This is a genomic window from Streptococcus suis, from assembly GCF_019856455.1.
GTDB lineage: Bacteria > Bacillota > Bacilli > Lactobacillales > Streptococcaceae > Streptococcus > Streptococcus suis_AE.
The window spans coordinates 1-20141 of sequence record NZ_CP082205.1; the positions used below are offsets into that span (position 1 = coordinate 1).

Sequence of the window (20141 nt, forward strand, 5' to 3'; positions counted from 1 at the left end):
ATGAACCAAGAACAACTTTTTTGGCAACGATTTATTGAATTAGCAAAAGTAAATTTTAAGCCATCTATTTATGATTTTTATGTCGCTGATGCAAAATTACTCGGAATCAACCAGCAAGTTGCCAATATTTTCTTAAATCGTCCATTTAAAAAAGATTTCTGGGAAAAAAACTTCGAAGAGTTAATGATTGCCGCTAGTTTTGAAATCTACGGAGAGCCTCTTGCCATCCAATATCAATTTACAGAGGATGAACAGGAGATTAAGAACACTACGAACGCAAGAAGTTCAGTGGTTCACCAGGTACAGACACCTGAATCGGCTACTCCTCAAGAAACTTTTAAACCGGTTCATTCTGATATAAAATCCCAGTACACCTTTGCTAATTTTGTACAAGGAGACAATAATCACTGGGCAAAGGCTGCAGCTTTAGCTGTATCTGATAACCTAGGTGAGCTCTACAATCCATTATTCATTTTTGGTGGTCCTGGTCTTGGAAAAACTCATATTTTAAATGCGATTGGAAATAAGGTTCTAGCCGATAATCCCCAGGCAAGGATAAAATATGTCTCATCGGAAACATTCATCAATGAATTTTTAGAACACCTCCGTCTCAATGATATGGAAAGTTTCAAAAAAACCTATCGCAATCTGGACTTACTTCTAATTGATGACATTCAGTCTCTCCGTAATAAAGCAACAACACAGGAAGAATTTTTCCATACTTTTAATGCGCTTCATGAAAAAAATAAGCAGATTGTACTCACAAGCGACCGTAATCCCGATCACTTAGACAATTTGGAAGAAAGACTAGTAACACGTTTCAAATGGGGGTTAACCAGTGAAATCACTCCACCTGATTTTGAAACACGTATCGCAATTTTACGTAACAAGTGCGAGAGCCTGCCTTACAACTTTACAAATGAGACGCTATCCTATCTAGCTGGACAATTTGATTCGAACGTACGTGATCTTGAAGGTGCCTTAAAAGATATCCATTTGATAGCCACTATGCGTCAACTGTCTGAGATAAGTGTCGAGGTTGCTGCTGAAGCTATTCGATCAAGGAAACAAACAAATCCACAAAATATGGTTATTCCTATTGAGAAAATCCAAACCGAAGTGGGAAATTTCTACGGTGTCAGCTTGAAAGAATTAAAAGGTTCTAAGCGTGTTCAACATATCGTTCACGCGCGACAAGTTGCTATGTTTTTAGCACGTGAAATGACAGACAATTCCCTTCCAAAAATTGGGAAAGAATTTGGTAATCGAGACCATACAACCGTTATGCATGCATACAATAAAATAAAAACTCTCCTCTTGGATGATGAGAATTTAGAAATAGAGATTACCAGTATAAAAAATAAACTTCGTTAACCTGTGTATAACTTTTCAAAAAAACTTTGTTTTTTCCACAAGTTGTGAACAAGTTAATTTCCGCAGTTTTATTGGTCTTTCATCACTTTTCCACAGAATACACAGAGACTACTATTACTATTAACCTTATAGATAATAAATAAAGGAGAATCCATGATTCAATTTTCTATTAATAAAAATATATTTCTACAAGCACTTAGTATTACTAAACGGGCAATCAGTACAAAAAATGCTATTCCAATTCTTTCAACAGTAAAAATTACAGTAACTAGTGAAGGGATTACTTTAACTGGTTCAAATGGACAAATCTCGATTGAACATTTTATTTCTATTCAAGATGAAAATGCAGGACTTTTGATCAGTTCTCCAGGTTCCATTCTCTTAGAAGCTGGTTTCTTTATTAATGTCGTATCCAGTATGCCGGATTTAGTCCTTGACTTCAATGAAATTGAACAAAAGCAAATCGTTTTGACAAGTGGTAAGTCTGAAATCACATTAAAGGGAAAAGAAGCAGAACAGTATCCTCGTTTACAGGAAGTTCCAACTTCAAAACCATTGGTGTTAGAAACCAAAGTATTAAAACAAACAATTAATGAAACAGCATTTGCAGCTTCTACACAAGAAAGTCGTCCTATTCTTACGGGTGTTCATTTTGTTTTAACAGAAAATAAAAATCTAAAAACTGTTGCAACAGATTCACACCGTATGAGCCAACGGAAATTGGTCCTTGATACCTCTGGTGATGATTTTAATGTTGTCATTCCAAGTCGTTCTCTCCGTGAATTTACTGCAGTTTTTACAGATGATATTGAAACAGTGGAAGTCTTCTTTTCAAATAATCAAATCCTTTTTAGAAGCGAGCATATTAGCTTCTATACACGCTTATTAGAAGGTACCTACCCTGATACAGACCGCTTAATTCCAACTGAGTTTAAAACAACTGCAATTTTTGATACTGCAAATCTTCGTCACTCGATGGAGCGTGCTCGTCTTCTTTCAAATGCAACCCAAAATGGTACAGTAAAACTAGAAATTGCTAATAATGTTGTATCGGCTCATGTAAATTCTCCAGAAGTTGGACGTGTGAATGAGGAATTAGATACTGTAGAAGTATCAGGTGAAGACTTAGTAATCAGCTTTAACCCAACTTACTTGATAGAAGCATTGAAAGCCACAACTAGTGAACAAGTGAAAATTAGCTTTATCTCTTCTGTCCGTCCATTTACATTGATTCCAAACAATGAAGGGGAAGATTTTATTCAATTGGTTACACCAGTGCGTACCAACTAAATAATATTAAGAACGGCTAAACTAGCCGTTTTTATGTTATACTAAAAAATAGCACCTAGCTTATTTTTATATATTTAGTGATGGGGAATAAATGACGTTATATATATTAGCTAATCCTAATGCTGGTAGCCACACTGCTGAACATATCATATTCAAAATAAAAGAAAGTTATCCACAGCTTGCAGTTAACATTTTTATGACAGTTGGTCCTGAGGATGAAAAAAGTCAAATAGAGGCTATTTTAAAGGAGTTTGTCAGTAGTGAGGACCAATTAATGATTTTAGGCGGGGACGGTACACTATCTAAAGCTTTGCGTTTTTGGCCAGCTAGTCTACCGTTTGCTTATTATCCAACAGGATCTGGAAATGATTTTGCTAAGGCAATGAATATAACATCGCTCTATAGAAGTGTAGATGCCATTTTAGAGGGAAAAACAAGTCGGATATATGTTTTAAACAGTTCATACGGAACGGTTGTAAACAGTATGGATTTTGGCTTTGCAGCTCAAGTTATCAATGGTTCGACGAATTCAATTTTGAAAAAAATTCTGAACAAGGTAAAACTTGGGAAGTTAACTTATCTATTCTTTGGTATTAAAACATTATTTTCAAAACAAGCTATAAACTTAGAATTAACTCTTGATGAAAAATCTTATCAGTTAGATAATCTCTTTTTTATTTCTGTAGCAAATAGTCTTTATTTTGGTGGAGGAATCATGATATGGCCAACAGCAAGTGCTAAAAAGAAGGAAGTAGATATTGTTTACTTCAAAAATGGAAATTTCTACCAACGTCTACAATCATTGTTAGCCTTATTAACGAAGAGGCATGAATCTTCTCATACAATTCAGCATTTAACAGGGGTAGATGTAGTTTTAAAATCAAAAGAAAAATTATTATTGCAAATAGATGGAGAGACATGCACTGCAAATGAGGTAACGTTAACCTATCAGGAAAGAAGTATGTATCTTTAAGGAGGAAGTATGTATCAATTAGGATCATTTGTCGAAATGAAAAAGCCTCATGCCTGTGTCATCAAATCGACCGGCAAGAAGGCCAATAAATGGGAAGTTATCCGTCTAGGAGCGGATATCAAAATCCGTTGTAGCAACTGTGACCATGTCGTTATGATGAGCCGGCATGATTTTGAACGAAAAATGAAACAAGTTCTACCAAGTGAAGCCTAGTTGACAGTTTGCAACTGCTGGTTGCGATTTTTTCCTAAAAATTTCTAGTCAACTGTTCCTTTCTAAGCTATAATAGACTTAGAAAAAAGAGGAGGATATAATCATGAAGCAGTTAGCACAACAAATCAAGAATCTACGCACAACCAAGAACCTATCTCAAGATGAGTTGGCAGAGAAACTCTATATTTCCCGTCAGGCTGTTTCCAAGTGGGAAAATGGCGAAGCAACGCCAGATATTGACAAACTGGTCCAGCTAGCAGAAATCTTTGGTGTTAGTCTGGATTATCTGGTTTTAGGAAAAGAGCCTGAGAAGGAAATTGTGGTGGAACAACGAGGAAAAATGAATGTTTGGGAATACTTGAACGAAGAATCCAAACGACAGCTTACAAGAGGAGATTTTATCTTTCTCATTCTTTGTCTTGTAATGTTTATTCAGCATTATTTTTAATGAAGCTTGCCAAACAGCAAGCTTTTTCTCTACTTTTCTGCTATAATAGTCATGATTGAATTTTTAATTGGAGAGTAAAAAACATGGCTTTAACAGCAGGAATCGTCGGTTTGCCAAACGTTGGTAAATCAACCCTATTTAACGCAATTACCAAGGCAGGAGCAGAGGCTGCAAACTACCCTTTCGCGACCATTGATCCAAACGTCGGCATGGTAGAAGTGCCCGATGAGCGTTTGCAGAAGTTGACAGAACTCATCACCCCTAAAAAGACAGTCCCAACGACTTTTGAATTTACCGATATTGCCGGTATCGTAAAAGGTGCCTCTAAAGGTGAGGGACTTGGAAACAAATTCTTGGCCAATATCCGTGAGGTTGATGCCATTGTCCACGTGGTGCGTGCCTTTGACGATGAAAATGTCATGCGTGAACAAGGCCGTGAAGACGCCTTTGTGGATCCAATCGCAGATATTGATACTATTAACCTAGAATTGATTTTGGCGGATCTAGAGAGTATCAACAAGCGTTATGCGCGTGTAGAAAAAATGGCCCGTACGCAAAAAGACAAGGATTCTGTGGCAGAATTTGCAGTTCTTGAAAAAATCAAGCCTGTCTTGGAAGATGGAAAATCTGCTCGTACAGTTGACTTCACCGATGAAGAACAAAAAATCGTTAAGCAACTCTTCCTCTTGACCACCAAGCCAGTCCTCTATGTTGCCAACGTCGATGAAGACAAGGTAGCAGATCCTGAGTCTATCAGTTATGTTCAGCAAATCCGTGACTTTGCGGCAACAGAAAATGCAGAAGTTGTAGTAATTTCTGCGCGTGCAGAAGAAGAAATTTCAGAACTAGACGATGAAGACAAGGGTGAGTTTTTGGAAGCTCTTGGCTTGACAGAATCTGGCGTTGATAAATTGACCCGTGCAGCCTATCACTTGCTTGGTCTAGGCACCTACTTTACAGCAGGAGAGAAGGAGGTTCGTGCTTGGACCTTCAAGCGTGGCATGAAAGCCCCTCAATGTGCTGGGATCATCCACTCAGACTTCGAGAAAGGCTTTATCCGTGCCGTAACCATGTCCTATGATGATTTGATTCAATACGGCTCTGAGAAGGCTGTTAAAGAAGCAGGACGCCTTCGTGAAGAAGGAAAAGAGTATGTGGTTCAAGATGGGGACATCATGGAGTTCCGCTTTAACGTTTGATGGCTAAACTGTCCTTATTCTTCGTTGTTTTACCTTGCCATACCATCAGTATTGTCTGCGGTTTCAACGCCTAGACTAAGAACAGTTTATCGCATCAAAGAGGATGATTACTTGGTTGGAAAGCATTTTCCAGCCTTTTGGTATTTAAGGAGAAAAAATGACACGATTGATCATCGGTCTGGGAAATCCCGGAGACCGTTATTTTGAAACAAAACACAACGTTGGCTTTATGTTGATGGATAAGATTGCCAAGCGTGAAAATGTAATTTTTAGTCACGATAAAATTTTTCAGGCGGATATTGCAACCACCTTTATTGACGGTGAAAAAGTCTTCCTAGTTAAACCAACCACCTTTATGAATGAGTCAGGTAAGGCTGTTCATGCCCTGATGACCTACTATGGTTTGGATGAGACAGATATTCTGGTAGCTTACGACGACTTGGACATGGCTGTTGGGAAGATCCGTTTCCGTCAAAAAGGATCCGCAGGTGGCCACAATGGGATTAAATCCATTGTCAAGCATATTGGAACACAAGAATTTGATCGTATTAAGATAGGTATTGGTCGTCCAAAAGGAAAGATGAGCGTTGTCAACCATGTCTTGTCTGGCTTTGATATAGAAGACCGTATTGAAATCGACTTAGCACTAGATAAACTTGACAAGGCTGTCAACTTTTATCTGGAAGAGGACGATTTTGATACAATTATGAGAAAGTTTAACGGCTAATGAATATACTAGATATACTTCACAAAAATAAGCAAATCAATCAATGGCAGTCTGGTTTAAACAAATCAACACGTCAGTTACTATTAGGATTATCTGGAACCAGTAAGTCATTAGTCATGGCGACTGCCTATGATAGTTTGGCTGAGAAAATAATGATTGTGACTGCTACTCAAAATGAAGCAGAGAAATTAGTTGCAGATTTAACAGCCATCGTTGGAAGTGAGAATGTTTACAACTTTTTTACAGATGATAGTCCAATTGCGGAATTTGTCTTTGCATCAAAAGAACGGACTCAATCAAGGATTGACAGTTTAAATTTCTTGATAGATTCTACCAGTTCAGGAATTTTAGTTGCTAGTATGGCTGCTTGTCGGGTCTTATTGCCGAGTCCTGAGACTTATAAAGGTTCTAAAATACAGCTTGAAGTTGGTCAAGAAATAGAAGTTGACAAACTTGTAAAGAATCTTGTCAACATCGGCTACAAAAAAGTGTCTCGTGTATTAACCCAGGGAGAATTTAGCCAACGAGGTGATATCCTAGATATTTTTGACATGCAAGCAGAAGCTCCTTATCGAATAGAATTTTTTGGAGATGAGATTGATGGTATTCGTATCTTTGATGTTGACAGTCAAAAATCCTTAGAAAATCTAGACGAAATCTCGATCTCTCCAGCTTCCGATATCATTTTGTCTTCAGAAGACTATAGTAGGGCTAGCCAATACATTCAGACAGCTATTGAACAATCGACCCGAGAGGAGCAACAGTCTTACTTACGAGAAGTCTTAGCTGATATGCAGACGGAGTACCGGCATCCAGATTTACGTAAATTCTTGTCCTGTATCTATGAACAATCATGGACATTGTTGGATTACTTGCCAAAGGGAACCCCTTTATTTTTAGATGATTTTCATAAAATTGCTGACAAGCAGGCTCAAATTGAAAAAGAAATTGCAGACTTGTTGACAGATGATTTACATAAGGGTAAAACAGTGTCAAGTTTGAAATATTTTGCCTCAACTTACGCTGAATTGAGAAAATACAAACCTGCCAGCTTCTTTTCAAGTTTTCAAAAAGGTTTAGGCAATGTAAAGTTTGATGCTCTTTATCAATTCACACAGTATCCTATGCAGGAATTTTTCCACCAGATTCCATTGTTAAAAGATGAATTGACTCGGTATGCGAAATCAAATAATACCGTTGTTATTCAAGCGAGTTCTGATGTAAGTTTACAGACTTTACAGAAAACTTTACAAGAGTATGATATCCATCTTCCAGTACATGCAGCAGATAAGTTAGTAGAAGGTCAGCAACAGGTTACGATTGGTCAGTTAGCTTCAGGTTTTCATTTGATGGATGAGAAACTAGTCTTCATCACTGAAAAAGAGATTTTCAATAAGAAAATGAAGCGTAAGACACGTAGAACCAATATTTCTAACGCTGAACGTATTAAGGACTATAGTGAATTAGCAGTTGGTGATTATGTTGTTCACCATGTTCACGGGATAGGTCAGTATTTAGGGATAGAAACCATTGAAATATCAGGTATCCACCGTGACTATGTGACAGTTCAATATCAAAACTCCGATCGCATTTCCATTCCTGTAGAGCAGATTGATCTCCTTTCCAAATACTTAGCGTCCGATGGAAAAGCTCCAAAAGTTAATAAACTAAACGATGGCCGTTTCCAACGAACCAAGCAAAAAGTTCAGAAGCAGGTAGAGGATATTGCGGATGATTTGATTAAGCTTTATGCAGAGCGTAGCCAGTTGAAAGGCTTTGCCTTTTCACCAGATGATGAGAATCAGATTGAGTTTGACAACTACTTTACACATGTGGAAACCGACGACCAACTTCGTTCCATTGATGAAATTAAGAAGGACATGGAAAAAGACTCTCCAATGGATCGTCTATTGGTAGGTGATGTCGGTTTCGGTAAGACAGAGGTAGCCATGCGAGCTGCCTTTAAGGCTGTCAATGATGGAAAACAGGTAGCTATCCTAGTTCCTACGACTGTTTTAGCCCAACAACACTATGCTAATTTCCAAGAACGGTTTGCAGAATTTCCTGTCAATGTGGATGTCATGAGTCGTTTTAAAACAAAAGCAGAGCAGGAAAAGACGCTTGAAAAGCTAAAAAAAGGTCAAGTTGACATCGTCATTGGTACTCATCGCCTTCTATCAAAAGATGTTGTTTTTGCTGATTTAGGTTTACTGATTATTGACGAAGAGCAACGGTTTGGTGTCAAGCATAAGGAACGCTTGAAGGAACTGAAAAAGAAAATAGATGTCCTAACCTTGACTGCAACTCCGATTCCTCGGACATTGCAAATGTCCATGCTGGGAATCCGCGACTTATCAGTAATTGAGACTCCACCGACAAATCGCTATCCTGTACAAACTTATGTGATGGAAACAAATCCTTCCGTTATCCGAGATGCAATGCTTCGAGAGATAGATCGCGGAGGTCAGGTTTACTATCTTTACAATAAAGTTGACACCATTGAACAGAAAGTGTCTGAATTAAAAGAATTGGTTCCAGAAGCTACTATAGGATACGTTCATGGACAAATGTCGGAGATCCAATTAGAAAATACTCTATATGCCTTTGTAGAGGGTGAGTATGATATTCTAGTGACCACAACAATCATTGAAACAGGTGTTGATATTCCCAATGCTAATACACTGTTTATTGAAAATGCAGATTATATGGGACTGTCAACTCTTTATCAACTTAGAGGACGTGTTGGCCGTTCCAGTCGGATTGCCTATGCCTATCTCATGTACCGTCCAGACAAGTCCTTGACAGAAGTAGCTGAAAAACGCTTGGAAGCCATTAAGGGCTTTACAGAACTAGGATCAGGTTTCAAGATTGCCATGCAAGATTTGTCCATTCGTGGTGCGGGAAATATTTTAGGTGCTGCTCAGTCAGGTTTTATTGATTCTGTGGGATATGAGATGTATTCACAATTGCTGGAACAAGCCATCTTGGAAAAACAAGGTAAGGCAACCCAACGTCAGAAGAGTAATTCAGAGGTCAATTTACAGATTGATGCCTATTTACCAAGTGATTATATTGGTGATCAGCGACAAAAAATCGAAATTTACAAGCGTATAAAGAATATTGACAGTCGTGTCAACTATCAAGAATTGCAAGAAGAATTGATAGACCGTTTTGGAGAGTACCCTGATGTAGTAGCCTACTTACTTGAAATCGGTCTATTGAAGTCATTTTTAGACCAAGTTTTCTGTCATACAGTTCTTAGACGACAACATCAAGTGACAGTAACATTCGAACCTATGGCTGGTCAAATTTTCCTAACGCAAGATTACTTTGAAGCTTTATCTGTGACAAATTTGAAAGCTCAGATAAGGGAAAATAAAGGAAAACTAGCTGTTGTGTTTAACATTCAACAGAAAAAAGAATATGAAATATTAGAGGAATTAATTTCTTTTGCCGAAAAATTAAAAGAAATTAAAGCAAGGAAGGCAGAATAAATTTCTCAAATACCTTGAAAAATGGTAAAATAGTGAACTGAGGTAAAGTATGAGACTAGATAAATATTTGAAAGTATCCCGCATTATCAAGCGTCGAACAGTTGCGAAGGAAGTTGCCGATAAAGGACGAATAAAAGTCAATGGGATTTTGGCTAAATCTTCAACAGATTTAAAAGTAAATGATCAGGTTGAAATCCAATTTGGTAATAAACTACTCACTGTAAAAGTACTTGAAATGAAAGATTCGACTAAAAAAGAAGACGCACTGAAAATGTATGAAATTATCAGTGAAAAAAGGATAGAAAAAGATGAAGAAATCTAAAATTCTACAACTGAATAATGCCTTTATTCAGTCGGAGCGTAAAAAAACTCAGCATCAATTGGCAGAACGCCAACAAAAAAATCGTTTTATGGGTGCAATTCTCATTCTAGTTATCTTTCTTTTTATGTTGCCTGCCTATAATCTTGTTGGGACTTACACTAATATTCAGCAGCAGGAAAAGAAGCTTGCTGAATTGGAAAAAAATTACGAAGAACTGACCAAAGAACAGAAGCAGGAAGCAGAGATGGTTGCAAAATTGAAAAATGAGGAATACGCAGCAAAGTATGTTCGGGCTAAGTATCAATACTCTAAAGAAGGGGAATTTGTCTACAATATTCCAGGGTTACCAAAATGACCGAATCTATTTTTAAAATTGTAGAGCAATTTTTACAGCATTCTGATGAAAAATTAGAAGAGTTGAATCAAAAGAATAGAGAATTAAAGCTAGAAGAAAATGAATCGTAGAAAGGAGGGAGTATGCAGAAAAAACTGCTCGTATGGTTATTGCCAGTTTTATTTGGATGGCAGGTGGTCGATAGTACAGAAATACCATTTGAACTCACAGCGCAAGAAGAATACGAATTGACTCATACTATCTATGATCAGTATTTTCAAACTATCCCTCAAAACCCAAATGTTTTTCAAACTGAGAATCTTTATTCGGATGAAGAACTGACTATAGCAGGTGGACAATTACAGCCGAACCAACATTTTTCTATTACGGATGTTCTAGTCAATAGCAAAAAAGAATTGGTTTTCAAAATAGATGACAAGGGTTACATTCTTGCAAGTAGGCATCTACTATTTGATGATGTAATTGTTACAGAAACTACTGTTGAGCAAACTTATTGGACAAAAAAAGGTTTCACATTGTTAACCTCACCAATTGCTAACGAAGCTACGGAAATAAAAAATGATTTACAACCCTATCAAGCTGTTATGGTTTCTAAAATCGTAACAACTTCCCTAGGTGATTTTGCCTATGTTACAGATAAAGGTTGGATTGCAGTAAATAATCTTTCTAAAACGGATAATAGAGTAGAAGCCGTTCAAGAGTTGTTGACTAACAAATATTCCAAAGATACTATTGGTATATATGTGAAACAATTGTCAACAGGTCAAACTGCAGGTGTAAATCAAGAGAAACTATTCTATTCTGCCAGCATTGCTAAACTACCAATTCTTTATTACGTTCAAGAGCAACTGAATGCTGGGTATATTGATTTGACTACTAAAGTGAAATATACAACCGAATCTATATCCTTCCCAGGAGCTTATGTTGCTGGAGGAAGTGGTTCACTGTCAAAAACTCCTGACAATAAAGATTATTCAGTGGAAGAATTAATCAATAAGACTGCTAAAGAGTCAGATAATGTAGCTAGTAATTTACTTTCTTATTATGTAGCTAATAAATTCGATTCCAATTTTTATCAAGTAATAACTGCTAAAACAGGTAGTGAGTGGAGTATGGTTACACGTGAAACTTCAGCTGAAATCGCAGGTAAAATGATGGAAGCCTTATATATTCAAAATGGCTATGTGCTAGAAAGTTTGTTATCTACTCAATTTGATGATCAACGTATTTCGAAAGACATCTCAGTTCCAGTTGCTCATAAAATTGGTGATGCAGATGATGTCAAACACGATGTAGCGATTGTTTACGCAGGGTCTCCTTTTGTTTTATCTATTTTTACAGATAAATCAAATTATGATGAGATTACACAAATTGCAAATGATATTTACGGGATTTTAAAGTAAATGAAAGATAGATTTTTAAAAGTGACACTGGATGGTCACTTTTTTGATAAACATAAGAAAGTACTAGTAGCCGTATCTGGTGGGTTAGATTCTATGAACCTATTCCATCTTTTATACGAATGCAAACAAGTGTTAGGGATTGAACTTGGAATTGCCCATATTAATCATGGACAGAGGGAAGAATCTGTCATTGAGGAAAAATATCTTAGACAGTTAGCAGAAGAAAGTAATGTTCCCTTTTATCTGTCCTATTTTGAAGGTGTTTTTTCAGAAGAAGCGGCGCGAAAATGGCGTTATGGATTTTTTGCTACAATCATGGAGAAGGAAGGCTACACTGCACTAGTGACAGCCCACCATGCAGATGATCAAGCAGAAACTGTCTTTATGCGATTGATCAGAGGAGGGCGTTTACGTCACTTATCAGCAATTCAACCGACTCAGCCTTTTGCAACAGGGGAACTTATTCGACCACTTTTATCTTTTAAAAAGGCAGATTTTGAAAAGCTATTTCATTTTGAAGATTGCAGCAATGCAGATTTCAAATATTTTCGAAATAGAGTCAGAAATGACTATTTACCAAAGTTAAAACAGGAAAATCCTAAAATCGAACTTACTCTCAATAATCTTGCAGTTGATACAAATAATCTATTTCAAGCGCTAAGAGATTTGACACAGGGTTTATCCGTTACAGATGTGATGAGTTTTCAACAACAGACACCTGCGGTACAAAGTTATCTATTAGAGGAATATTTGGAAAAATTTCCTGATTTACAGCTCTCTCGTCCACAATTTAATGAAGTATTACACATCTTGCGTTCAAAAGCTAACTACTATCATTTATTGAAAAATGATTACATGCTAGAAAAGGATTATCATCGTTTTCAAATTTATAAAATAGGACCAGAGACGGATAGTCAACCAGAAAAAATCATGATAAAATCAGAGGGTATTTTTTCTTACGGTTCATATATTTTTTCTCTCAATCATCCTTTGGAAGAAGCGGATAGTATTTTATATTTTCCTACAGAAAATCCAATTGTAGTGAGGAGAAGGCAGGCTGGGGATACCATTTTAATAAACGGAATAAATAAAAAACTCCGCCGTTGGTTTATTGATAATAAAATCTCACAGAAAGTTCGACAAAATGCGCTTATTATCGAGCAGAATGGAGAAATTTATGGAATTACGAATCTTGTTAGCAGTGATTTGAGTAAATCAGTAAAAAATGATATAATCAAAGCTACCTTATATATAAAAATGAAAGAGTAGAACAACTATGTTGGACAAAGATATTAAGAAAATTCTTGTTTCAGAAGAAGAAATCGTTGCAAAATGCAAAGAACTCGGTCAAATTCTAGCAACAGACTATGCAGATAAGAATCCTATTCTTGTAGGAATTTTAAAAGGTTCTATCCCATTTATGGCAGAATTAATGAAACATATTGATGCCCATGTAGAAACGGATTATATGGTTGTTTCTAGCTACCATGGCGGAACGGAGAGTAGCGGTACCGTTAAGATTATCAAGGATTTGGACAATAGTGTTGCAGGTCGACATATCATCTTCGTAGAGGATATTATTGACACTGGTCGCACATTAAAAGAATTGAAAGAACTCTTTGCTTTGCGTCAGGCAGCCTCTATTAAAATTGCCACTCTTCTTGATAAACCAGAAGGTCGTGTTGTTGAAATCGAGCCAGACTACACTTGCTTTACTATTCCAAATGAATTTGTAGTTGGATTTGGCTTAGATTATGATGAAAATTACCGTAATCTTCCTTATGTTGGTGTACTCAAAGAGGAAGTTTACACAAAATAGAAAAAGGTTTCCTACTATATTATGAACAATCAACCAAATAAAGGATTTATAAAAAATCCTTTTCTCATTATTCTCGTTATTGCCACTATTGTTACAGCCTTTCAATTTTTTAACGCTGGTCAGCAAGTAGCAACTCAAGAAATCAGTTATTCACAAGTAGTAACTGAATTGAAAAATAATAATGTATCTGAAATTACTTATCAACCAAATTCAAGTGTTATTGAAATTACTGGTAAGTACAAAAAAGAACAGGAAGCTAAAGATGAGTTAGCTTCAACTATTAAGTTATTCCAAGTTTCTAGTAAAGTTAAGTATAAAAACTTTAAATCACTAATTTTACCGTCAGAAACGAATTTGTCAGAGCTACAAGCTCTTGCAAATGAAAATGGAGTAAAGGTTACTATTAAACCTGAAAGTTCAAATGGACTTTGGTTAAATATCGTCTTTAATTTGTTACCGCTTATCATTGCTGGTGTATTCTTCATGATGATGATGAACCAGGGTGGTGGCGGAGCTCGAGGTGCCATGAATTTTGGGCGAAACAAGGCAAAAGCTCTTGAGCAAAGCAATATCAAAGTTCGTTTCTCAGATGTTGCAGGTGCAGAAGAAGAAAAACAAGAATTAGTTGAAGTTGTTGAATTTTTGAAGGATCCAAAACGCTTTACTAAACTTGGAGCACGTATTCCAGCAGGTGTGCTACTAGAGGGGCCTCCAGGAACCGGTAAAACCTTGCTTGCCAAAGCAGTAGCAGGTGAAGCGGGTGTACCATTCTTCTCCATTTCTGGTTCAGATTTTGTTGAAATGTTTGTTGGTGTCGGTGCCAGCCGTGTTCGTTCATTATTTGAAGATGCAAAAAAAGCAGCGCCAGCCATTATTTTCATCGATGAAATCGATGCTGTCGGTCGCCAACGTGGTGTCGGCATGGGTGGCGGTAACGACGAACGTGAACAAACCCTCAACCAACTCTTAATTGAAATGGATGGTTTTGAAGGGAACGAAGGGATTATTGTCATTGCCGCAACCAACCGTAGTGATGTTTTAGACCCTGCCCTTCTTCGTCCAGGTCGTTTTGACCGTAAAGTATTGGTTGGTCGTCCGGATGTTAAAGGACGTGAAGCAATCCTTAAAGTTCATGCGAAGAATAAACCACTAGCAGCAGATGTAGATTTGAAATTAGTAGCACAACAAACACCAGGATTTGTTGGTGCAGATTTAGAGAATGTTCTTAACGAAGCAGCTCTAGTTGCTGCACGTCGAAACAAAACTGTCATCGATGCGTCAGATATCGACGAAGCGGAAGATCGTGTTATTGCAGGTCCGTCCAAGAAAGATCGTCAAGTCTCAGCTAAGGAACGAGAAATCGTTGCCTACCATGAAGCTGGTCATACGATTGTCGGCCTTGTCTTGTCAAATGCGCGTGAAGTTCATAAAGTTACTATTGTACCACGTGGCCGCGCAGGAGGTTACATGATTGCCCTTCCAAAAGAAGATCAAATGCTTCTATCTAAAGAAGATATGAAGGAGCAATTGGCTGGTCTTATGGGAGGACGTGTTGCGGAAGAAATTATTTTCAATACCCAAACAACTGGTGCCTCAAATGACTTTGAACAAGCAACACAGATGGCGCGTGCTATGGTTGCTGAATATGGCATGAGTGACAAAATGGGACCAATGCAGTATGAGGGCAGTCATGCAATGTTTGGTGGCCAGACAACTCATAAACACATTTCAGAACAAACTGCTTATGAATTAGATAATGAAGTACGTGATTTGTTAAATGAAGCTCGCAACAAAGCAGCTGAAATTATTCAGTCTAATCGTGAAACTCATAAACTAATCGCAGAAGCATTGCTCAAATACGAAACTCTAGACAGTGTTCAGATTAAATCTCTCTATGAAACAGGCAAAATGCCAGAGAATATTGAACGTGATGATGAAGATGTTCATCCCCTTTCTTATGAAGAGGTAAAAGAGAAAATTAATACGAAAGAGTAGTATAAAAATACTCTGGGCAAGACATTCCATAACGGATCTGTCTTCACTCTCAACCACTAATAATAACCACAAAGCCTTCGCTAAGTACATAATCTTGGCGAGGGCTTTTTTACATGATACACATCAGAAACAGGGCATTTACAAGAAAAACGAATCAATAGTTATTTATACTCAACAAAAATCAAAATCAAACCAATCAAGTGTTTTTTAACCATCGTCTACTAACAATTGGTTTTAAAATAGACCAATCTAACTCTCGTATCACTTCTTGAAGCTTGTTTATCACATCATCTAGTGTTTTAAAAGCTTTATTCTTAAACCCTCTCTTTCGAATCTCAGCCCAAACTTGTTCAATTGGATTCATTTCAGGAGTATAGGGAGGAATAAACTCAAAACCAATATTATGTGGTTTCTCTAAGGTACTTGATTTATGCCAAACGGCATTGTCCATCACTAATAAAATATAATCGTCAGGATAAGCTTCAGATAGTTGTTTGAGAAAAACATTCATCCAATCTGTATTGCAACCCCCAGCGATAATGAAGAAGGACTCTCCTGTATGGGCATCAATAGCACCATAGCAATAGCGATACTCACGAATATAGTGGCTATGTACATGCGGTCTCACCCCTTTTGGTGCCCAGGCCTTTCCAATTTTACTAATCCGACCGAAACCCGCCTCATCTTGATACATTAGTCTGACTTTATGATAGCGACGACTATTCTTGAAGCGCTTTCCTATTTTCGTGAATGAAGATTTTATTTTTAGACGCTAGAATCGTTTCGGCGTCTGCTTTTTTAGGGTGTTCTGGTCTTGGCGTCACTTTGCGCCAACCATGGCGTTTCAGAAGGGCATAGAATCCTTCCTTGGTCGTAGGGTGTCCAACCCGTTTCTGATAAGTTTCGTAGAGAGAGTTTATGGTCACAAATTCGCCATTTAGTGAAGCTGTTAACTGTTCTTTTAGAAATGCTTCCTCTTCTTGAAGGGTTAAATATTGACGGTTCCGTCCACCTCGCGTTTCTCTTACTAGAGCTGAAATCCCACCAAGCTCATACTTGCCTTGTAAGGACCAGATTGTATACTTTGAATAGCCGATAAGGTTAGTGATTTCTCTATAACTGAGACCTTCGGCTCTGAACAGGATTACTTGAAGTCGTCTATGAAATGGGGAATAGGTTTTATCTTTCAAATAAGTTTTTAATTCGTTTGTTTGTTCGATAGTAAGTTTCATAAATCTATTATACGTTAGTTTTTGTTTTTTGAACAGTATTATCTCAATCTTAGAACTATACCAAATAACTCCCTTCTGAAACAGAATGCAATGCTTGTCATAGAGTATCAATAGCAAACGTACTTTAAAAAAGAAAAATCAAATAAAGTATGCTAGACAAAAATGTCCTGTAGAAAGCCAGCACTTTTCGATAAACTTAAACCATCAACAAAAGGAGATTAAGAAATGGAATTCGAAAAAGTGTACGCAAGCGTCAAAGGTATTGTAAATAAGGCTCGAAAAGAGTTTTACATTAAACTATGGGATCGAGATGATTGGGAACAAGAAGGAATGATGACCTTGTTTGAATTATTGGAAGCTCAACCGTGGCTAGTTGATGAACAAGTTCAATTATATTGTTATTTTAAAGTCAAGTTCAGAAATCGAATCAAGGATCGTATCCGCAAACAGGAAAGTCAAAAACGCAAGTTTGACCGAATGCCACATGAAGATATTCACGAATTATCTCACGCAATACAATCACCGGGATTGATAAACGATGAACTATTAATGTTGAGAGGTGCCTTGAGAGATTATCGAAAAAATCTGAGCAATGATCAACTTGATAAATACGAAAAATTAATTAGCGGACAATGTTTTAATGGTCGCCGTGAAATGATACGTGATTTACAAATTCATTTGAAAGACTTTCGCTAAAGCTAGTTACTAACATCACGTTAATCGAATTAAGAAATTGGGCAGAAGCACCATAAAAAGTTCTGTTCAGTTTCTTTTTATATAGGTTATAGCACAGGAAGAAGGAATAGGAGAAAAAACAAAGTATCTACATAGAACTTTCAGTGTAAAAAATCCCAAAAAACCGGTTGACAAAGTATATAAGTCGTGATAGAATAAATGAGTTGTCTCTTGAGGGACTGGTTAATAGAGAAACGAAAAAAAGTTTCGAAAAAGTGTTGACAAGACCATCAGAAGATGATAGAATAATTGAGTTGTCTCTTGCGGGACTGGTTAACAGAGGAACGAAAAAAAGTTTCAAAAAAGTGTTGACAAAGTTCACAAGAAATGATAAACTAAGATGGTTGTCGCGAGAGCGCGATAACGACAAGACCTTTGAAAATTAAAGAAGACGAACCAAACGTGCAGGGTGATTTATCTAAGGATAAATCGTCAATGACAAAAAAACAATAAAACGGAAAGCTAGCAATAGCTTGAGTTTGAATCAAAACTTTTAATGAGAGTTTGATCCTGGCTCAGGACGAACGCTGGCGGCGTGCCTAATACATGCAAGTAGAACGCTGAAGTCTGGTGCTTGCACTAGACGGATGAGTTGCGAACGGGTGAGTAACGCGTAGGTAACCTGCCTCATAGCGGGGGATAACTATTGGAAACGATAGCTAATACCGCATAACAGTATTTACCGCATGGTAGATACTTGAAAGGAGCAATTGCTTCACTATGAGATGGACCTGCGTTGTATTAGCTAGTTGGTGAGGTAACGGCTCACCAAGGCTTCGATACATAGCCGACCTGAGAGGGTGATCGGCCACACTGGGACTGAGACACGGCCCAGACTCCTACGGGAGGCAGCAGTAGGGAATCTTCGGCAATGGGGGCAACCCTGACCGAGCAACGCCGCGTGAGTGAAGAAGGTTTTCGGATCGTAAAGCTCTGTTGTAAGAGAAGAACTGTGAGAAGAGTGGAAAGTTTCTCATTTGACGGTATCTTACCAGAAAGGGACGGCTAACTACGTGCCAGCAGCCGCGGTAATACGTAGGTCCCGAGCGTTGTCCGGATTTATTGGGCGTAAAGCGAGCGCAGGCGGTTTGATAAGTCTGAAGTAAAAGGCTGTGGCTTAACCATAGTACGCTTTGGAAACTGTCAAACTTGAGTGCAGAAGGGGAGAGTGGAATTCCATGTGTAGCGGTGAAATGCGTAGATATATGGAGGAACACCGGTGGCGAAAGCGGCTCTCTGGTCTGTAACTGACGCTGAGGCTCGAAAGCGTGGGGAGCGAACAGGATTAGATACCCTGGTAGTCCACGCCGTAAACGATGAGTGCTAGGTGTTGGGTCCTTTCCGGGACTCAGTGCCGCAGCTAACGCATTAAGCACTCCGCCTGGGGAGTACGACCGCAAGGTTGAAACTCAAAGGAATTGACGGGGGCCCGCACAAGCGGTGGAGCATGTGGTTTAATTCGAAGCAACGCGAAGAACCTTACCAGGTCTTGACATCCCGATGACCGCCCTAGAGATAGGGTTTCTCTTCGGAGCATCGGTGACAGGTGGTGCATGGTTGTCGTCAGCTCGTGTCGTGAGATGTTGGGTTAAGTCCCGCAACGAGCGCAACCCCTATTGTTAGTTGCCATCATTCAGTTGGGCACTCTAGCGAGACTGCCGGTAATAAACCGGAGGAAGGTGGGGATGACGTCAAATCATCATGCCCCTTATGACCTGGGCTACACACGTGCTACAATGGCTGGTACAACGAGTCGCAAGTCGGTGACGGCAAGCTAATCTCTTAAAGCCAGTCTCAGTTCGGATTGTAGGCTGCAACTCGCCTACATGAAGTCGGAATCGCTAGTAATCGCGGATCAGCACGCCGCGGTGAATACGTTCCCGGGCCTTGTACACACCGCCCGTCACACCACGAGAGTTTGTAACACCCGAAGTCGGTGAGGTAACCTTTTAGGAGCCAGCCGCCTAAGGTGGGATAGATGATTGGGGTGAAGTCGTAACAAGGTAGCCGTATCGGAAGGTGCGGCTGGATCACCTCCTTTCTAAGGAAATGGAAACCTGTACGTCAGTCTTCTTTAATTTTGAGAGGTCTTGTGGGGCCTTAGCTCAGCTAAGCGAAACCTTTAGGTTGAAGCTTTGTCGAAACTAGCGGAGCTAGTGCACGACAGGGGCCAGCGTCTCAAAAATGATATTATATCGAAACAATTAAATACGTTAACAGGTACATAAAAATGTACGGGGCCTTAGCTCAGCTGGGAGAGCGCCTGCTTTGCACGCAGGAGGTCAGCGGTTCGATCCCGCTAGGCTCCATTAACAGGAGAAATCTTGTTAAGAAGGATAGTTGAATTCACGACTAACTTCTTAGGAAAATAGACAATCTTCCTTGTGTGCAAGACACACAGCGTCAGATTCCTAATTTTCTACAGAAGTTTCGCTAAGGCGACTGTCGTTCATATCCTAAACTTGTCCATTGAAAATTGAATATCTATCAAACATTCCTGATGTATCTGAAAGGATACATTAAGAAATAGTAACAAGAAAATAAACCGAAAACGCTGTGAAT

At 38.4% G+C, this 20141-nt stretch carries 15 protein-coding genes, 1 tRNA gene, 1 rRNA gene and 2 pseudogenes; 18 read left to right on the forward strand and 1 reads right to left on the reverse strand.

Translation table 11 applies throughout. From position 1 onward, the window contains the following. Positions 1 to 38 precede the first annotated feature (38 nt). From dnaA to ftsH, 15 genes and pseudogenes are all read left to right on the forward strand, one after another. A pseudogene (dnaA, locus tag K6969_RS00005) lies at positions 39 to 1374 on the forward strand (chromosomal replication initiator protein DnaA); the annotation flags it as partial. A 153-nt stretch (positions 1375 to 1527) separates the two neighbouring features. Then, positions 1528 to 2664, forward strand: a complete 1137-nt coding sequence (dnaN, locus tag K6969_RS00010) for a DNA polymerase III subunit beta (protein WP_004194538.1) — start codon at positions 1528 to 1530, stop codon at positions 2662 to 2664. A gap of 91 nt (positions 2665 to 2755) precedes the next feature. Then, entirely contained in the window at positions 2756 to 3637 is an 882-nt protein-coding gene (locus K6969_RS00015; protein ID WP_024402082.1) for a diacylglycerol/lipid kinase family protein, read from the forward strand. A gap of 9 nt (positions 3638 to 3646) precedes the next feature. After that, the gene (locus K6969_RS00020; RefSeq protein ID WP_004195358.1) at positions 3647 to 3850 is read left to right on the forward strand and encodes a DUF951 domain-containing protein; all 204 of its coding nucleotides are present in this window, start codon (positions 3647 to 3649) and stop codon (positions 3848 to 3850) included. 103 nt (positions 3851 to 3953) lie between these two features. Further along, on the forward strand, positions 3954 to 4298 hold the full coding sequence (locus tag K6969_RS00025) for a helix-turn-helix domain-containing protein (RefSeq protein WP_171942916.1): 345 nt from the start codon (positions 3954 to 3956) through the stop codon (positions 4296 to 4298). Between the two features lie 83 nt (positions 4299 to 4381). Beyond that, the gene (gene ychF, locus K6969_RS00030) at positions 4382 to 5497 is read left to right on the forward strand and encodes a redox-regulated ATPase YchF (protein ID WP_014637241.1); all 1116 of its coding nucleotides are present in this window, start codon (positions 4382 to 4384) and stop codon (positions 5495 to 5497) included. Positions 5498 to 5654: 157 nt separating this feature from the next. Further along, a complete protein-coding gene (gene pth / locus K6969_RS00035; RefSeq protein ID WP_171942915.1) occupies positions 5655 to 6224 on the forward strand; it encodes an aminoacyl-tRNA hydrolase in 570 nt (189 codons plus the stop codon). Beyond that, positions 6224 to 9718: a transcription-repair coupling factor gene (gene mfd, locus K6969_RS00040; RefSeq protein ID WP_171942914.1), complete on the forward strand. Its 3495-nt coding sequence runs from the start codon at positions 6224 to 6226 to the stop codon at positions 9716 to 9718. The genes pth and mfd overlap by 1 nt, the downstream gene beginning before the upstream one ends. Positions 9719 to 9767: 49 nt before the next feature. Continuing rightward, the gene (locus tag K6969_RS00045; RefSeq protein WP_004194330.1) at positions 9768 to 10040 is read left to right on the forward strand and encodes an RNA-binding S4 domain-containing protein; all 273 of its coding nucleotides are present in this window, start codon (positions 9768 to 9770) and stop codon (positions 10038 to 10040) included. Continuing rightward, positions 10027 to 10395, forward strand: coding sequence for an FtsB family cell division protein (locus K6969_RS00050; protein WP_004194327.1), 369 nt, complete (start codon positions 10027 to 10029; stop codon positions 10393 to 10395). The genes K6969_RS00045 and K6969_RS00050 overlap by 14 nt, the downstream gene beginning before the upstream one ends. Further along, a complete protein-coding gene (locus tag K6969_RS00055; RefSeq protein ID WP_004194325.1) occupies positions 10392 to 10505 on the forward strand; it encodes an SP_0009 family protein in 114 nt (37 codons plus the stop codon). Before K6969_RS00050 ends, K6969_RS00055 begins: the two co-directional genes overlap by 4 nt. Before the next feature lie 12 nt (positions 10506 to 10517). Continuing rightward, positions 10518 to 11798: a serine hydrolase gene (locus tag K6969_RS00060; protein WP_171942913.1), complete on the forward strand. Its 1281-nt coding sequence runs from the start codon at positions 10518 to 10520 to the stop codon at positions 11796 to 11798. Next, a complete protein-coding gene (gene tilS, locus K6969_RS00065) occupies positions 11799 to 13067 on the forward strand; it encodes a tRNA lysidine(34) synthetase TilS (RefSeq protein ID WP_171942912.1) in 1269 nt (422 codons plus the stop codon). A gap of 7 nt (positions 13068 to 13074) precedes the next feature. Beyond that, the gene (gene hpt / locus K6969_RS00070) at positions 13075 to 13617 is read left to right on the forward strand and encodes a hypoxanthine phosphoribosyltransferase (protein WP_014735203.1); all 543 of its coding nucleotides are present in this window, start codon (positions 13075 to 13077) and stop codon (positions 13615 to 13617) included. A 21-nt stretch (positions 13618 to 13638) separates the two neighbouring features. Continuing rightward, complete coding sequence (gene ftsH / locus K6969_RS00075; RefSeq protein WP_004195369.1) at positions 13639 to 15612, forward strand: ATP-dependent zinc metalloprotease FtsH; 1974 nt, start codon at positions 13639 to 13641, stop codon at positions 15610 to 15612. A 196-nt stretch (positions 15613 to 15808) separates the two neighbouring features. On the opposite strand, the pseudogene K6969_RS00080 reads toward ftsH, so the two are convergent. Continuing rightward, positions 15809 to 16667 (reverse strand): annotated as a pseudogene (locus tag K6969_RS00080) (IS630 family transposase); the annotation flags it as partial. 402 nt (positions 16668 to 17069) lie between these two features. On the opposite strand from K6969_RS00080, the gene K6969_RS00085 reads away from it, so the two are divergent. From K6969_RS00085 to K6969_RS00095, 3 genes are all read left to right on the forward strand, one after another. Further along, on the forward strand, positions 17070 to 17540 hold the full coding sequence (locus K6969_RS00085; protein WP_002936602.1) for a sigma-70 family RNA polymerase sigma factor: 471 nt from the start codon (positions 17070 to 17072) through the stop codon (positions 17538 to 17540). 531 nt (positions 17541 to 18071) lie between these two features. Further along, positions 18072 to 19620: ribosomal RNA gene (locus K6969_RS00090) — 16S ribosomal RNA — on the forward strand. A 195-nt stretch (positions 19621 to 19815) separates the two neighbouring features. Continuing rightward, positions 19816 to 19888 (forward strand) — tRNA-Ala (locus K6969_RS00095). The last annotated feature ends 253 nt before the right edge of the window (positions 19889 to 20141 follow it).